General features: G+C 68.5%; 2 protein-coding genes and 1 pseudogene. 1 reads left to right on the plus strand and 2 read right to left on the minus strand.

Annotation, left to right across the window (positions count from 1 at the left end):
• Together FV223_RS25040 and FV223_RS25045 are read right to left on the minus strand one after the other, a co-directional pair.
• Positions 1-1,407, minus strand: a 1,407-nt coding sequence (locus FV223_RS25040; protein ID WP_246689799.1) for a DEAD/DEAH box helicase, incomplete at its 3' end; no start/stop codon positions are given.
• Between the two features lie 204 nt (positions 1,408-1,611).
• Positions 1,612-1,878 (minus strand): hypothetical protein, encoded by a 267-nt coding sequence (locus tag FV223_RS25045; RefSeq protein ID WP_147729495.1) that lies wholly within the window; start codon positions 1,876-1,878, stop codon positions 1,612-1,614.
• Positions 1,879-2,277: 399 nt separating this feature from the next.
• Between FV223_RS25045 and FV223_RS32075 the strand changes: the two are divergent.
• Positions 2,278-2,548, plus strand: a pseudogene (locus FV223_RS32075) (porin family protein); the annotation flags it as partial.

The following is a 2,548-nucleotide window of genomic DNA, read 5'->3' on the forward strand; positions in this document are numbered from 1 at the left end:
CGCCTCGGCTGCCGGACGGCGCGGTGCCTCCCGCCGCGCCTCGTCCGGTCGCCGCTGAGGCTCGCGCCGAGGCGAGGTCTCCGCGACCGAGTCGGACTCTAGGTTGGCGGAAGGCTCCGTCTTGACGGAATCCCTCCGTCCACGCGACGACCGCGCCTCCCGCGGCGCCTCGGCCTCGGCGGGGACCTTTCGGCCGCGTCGCGCGGAATCGCCGGCGCGTCCGCGATGGCGGGTGCGCGTCTCGCCCTCGTCGTTGCCTTCCTGGCTCGGCGCGGCGGTGTCGAGGTCCCCGTCCATCCACGGGATCGGCTGCCCGATCAGCGACTCGATCGCCTGGAGCGAGCGGTCGTCGCTGCGGCTGACCAGGGTGAAGGCCGCTCCCGAGCGGCCGGCGCGGCCGGTGCGGCCGATGCGGTGGACGTAATCCTCGGGATGGTTCGGAACGTCGAAGTTGAAGACATGGCTCACCGCGGGGATGTCGAGGCCGCGCGCCGCGACGTCGCTCGCGACCAGCAAGGCCGTCTCGCCGCCGCGGAAGGCATCGAGGGCGGTGGTGCGCGAGCGCTGGTCCATGTCGCCATGAAGCGCGGCGGCATCGAAGCCGTGGCTCACCAGCGACTTCTGCAGCAGCGCGACGTCGCGCTTGCGGTTGCAGAAGATGATGCCGTTCTTCAGGTCGGCCTCGCCGCGGATCAGCTTGCGCAGGCGCTCGCGCTTGGCGCTGCCGTCCGACGAGGTCGCGACCAGACGCTGCACGATGGTCGAGGCGGTGGAGGCGGCGCGCGCCACCTCGATCCGCTCGGGATTGTGCAGGAAGATGTCGGCGAGCCGCTCGATCTCCGGCGGCATGGTCGCGGAGAAGAACAGCGTCTGGCGGGTGAACGGCACCATCTTCACGATGCGCTCGATGTCGGGGATGAACCCCATGTCGAGCATGCGGTCGGCCTCGTCGATGACCAGGAGCTCGACGCCGCTGAGCAGCAGCTTGCCGCGCTCGAAATGGTCGAGCAGGCGCCCCGGCGTCGCGATCAGCACGTCGGTGCCCCGGGTCAGCTTGGCGTCCTGGTCGGCGAAGGAGACGCCGCCGATGATCAGGGCGACGTTGAGCTTGTGGTTGGTGCCATAGCGATCGAAATTCTCGACCACCTGCGCCGCCAGCTCGCGGGTCGGCTCGAGGATCAGCGTCCGCGGCATCCGCGCCCGCGCCCGCCCGTTCTCGAGCATGGTCAGCATCGGCAGGGTGAACGCGGCCGTCTTGCCGGTGCCGGTCTGCGCGATGCCCAGGACGTCGCGCCGGGCGAGCACGTGCGGGATCGCCTGGCTCTGGATCGGCGTCGGTTCCGTATAGCCGGCGGCGGTGACGGCCTGGAGGACCTTGTCGCTCAATCCGAGATCGGCAAATGACATAATCTTTTGAGAACCGTTGCGCGCGGGGTCGGGCAGGGCCGGCGCGGAGGACATCGTCGCGGCGACGGCAGCGACGGCCGGTCGGGTCGACGGCCCGCCGCGCCTGCGAGTGCGCGGGACACTTAGGCCCTTGCAACCACTTGTCAATCTGATGCACCCGGACGAGCCGGGGTTTCCCCCTCCGAAAGCCGCGAAGACTGCCCCTTATGGGCGGAGGCCACGCATGCCCGAGGGGAGGTTGCAGGGATCGAGCCTCACGGCGCGAACGCCCTGCGCGATCGAGCCGGTCGTCTCCGGATCGGCGATCGTCCCCCTCGACGTCGCCTGAGCCATACGGGTCGGCTCGGCGTTCCGATCGGCCCGCGCGAAGTGATGGGCTGCCGCGAGGGCGACGATCGCGGCGACGCCGGTGGTCTGGATCGTCCAGCGCAGGATGCCGTGCGACTTCGCCGACCCGATGTCTTCGCTCATCGCGCACCTTTCCGCCGAATTCCGGCCCCTCGCGGAGATCGACGGTGAAGGCTCATGGTTAATCTTCGCCTTACGGCCGCAACGGCTTCCGAGGGAGGAAATAAAATGCCACCGCCCGAGCAGGGTCATGACATATGATAAGCACGGCTCCGGTCTTCGGTAAATCGATCGTGAATCCCGGACAACAGAACGAGGCGTGGGGCGAACCCTGATCTTTCCTGCCGGACCATGTGCGCCAAGACACACCTGCGAACGACATCGCGTAAGCCGGGCGTAACCTTCATCTTTCGTTGACCGCTTCCGGGTCATCTGAGCGAGCTTGTTGCAGGAAAGCGACAGACCGAGCGGGCAACCCGGCTTAGAACAAACTCGGCTTTGCCAACCAGGACCTGGAAAAAAATGAAGAGCCTTCTCCTCGCCACCACCGTTCTCGCCGGCCTCACCGCCGTCGCGTCCGCCGCCGACCTTCCGCGTCGCGCTCCGCCGCCGGTGTTCACCCCGGTTCCGGTGTTCACCTGGACGGGCGCGTACTTCGGTATCAACGCCGGCTACGGCTTCGATGCCAACGACAACCGCGGCGCCACCGTCGTCGGTGTCTCGCCGCAGAACGCGATCTTCGCCGGCCCGGCCGGTGGTAACCGCGCTGGCGTGCTCGCCTTCGGCGGCAGCC

The sequence above is a fragment of the Methylobacterium sp. WL116 genome (assembly GCF_008039455.1).
In the GTDB taxonomy this organism is placed as follows: Bacteria; Pseudomonadota; Alphaproteobacteria; order Rhizobiales; family Beijerinckiaceae; genus Methylobacterium.

What these genes read in the sequence shown, in the direction of transcription:
- FV223_RS25045 (WP_147729495.1), bottom strand. Translation starts at nt 1,878, where the DNA reads ATGAGCGAAGACATCGGGTCGGCGAAGTCGCACGGCATCCTGCGCTGG.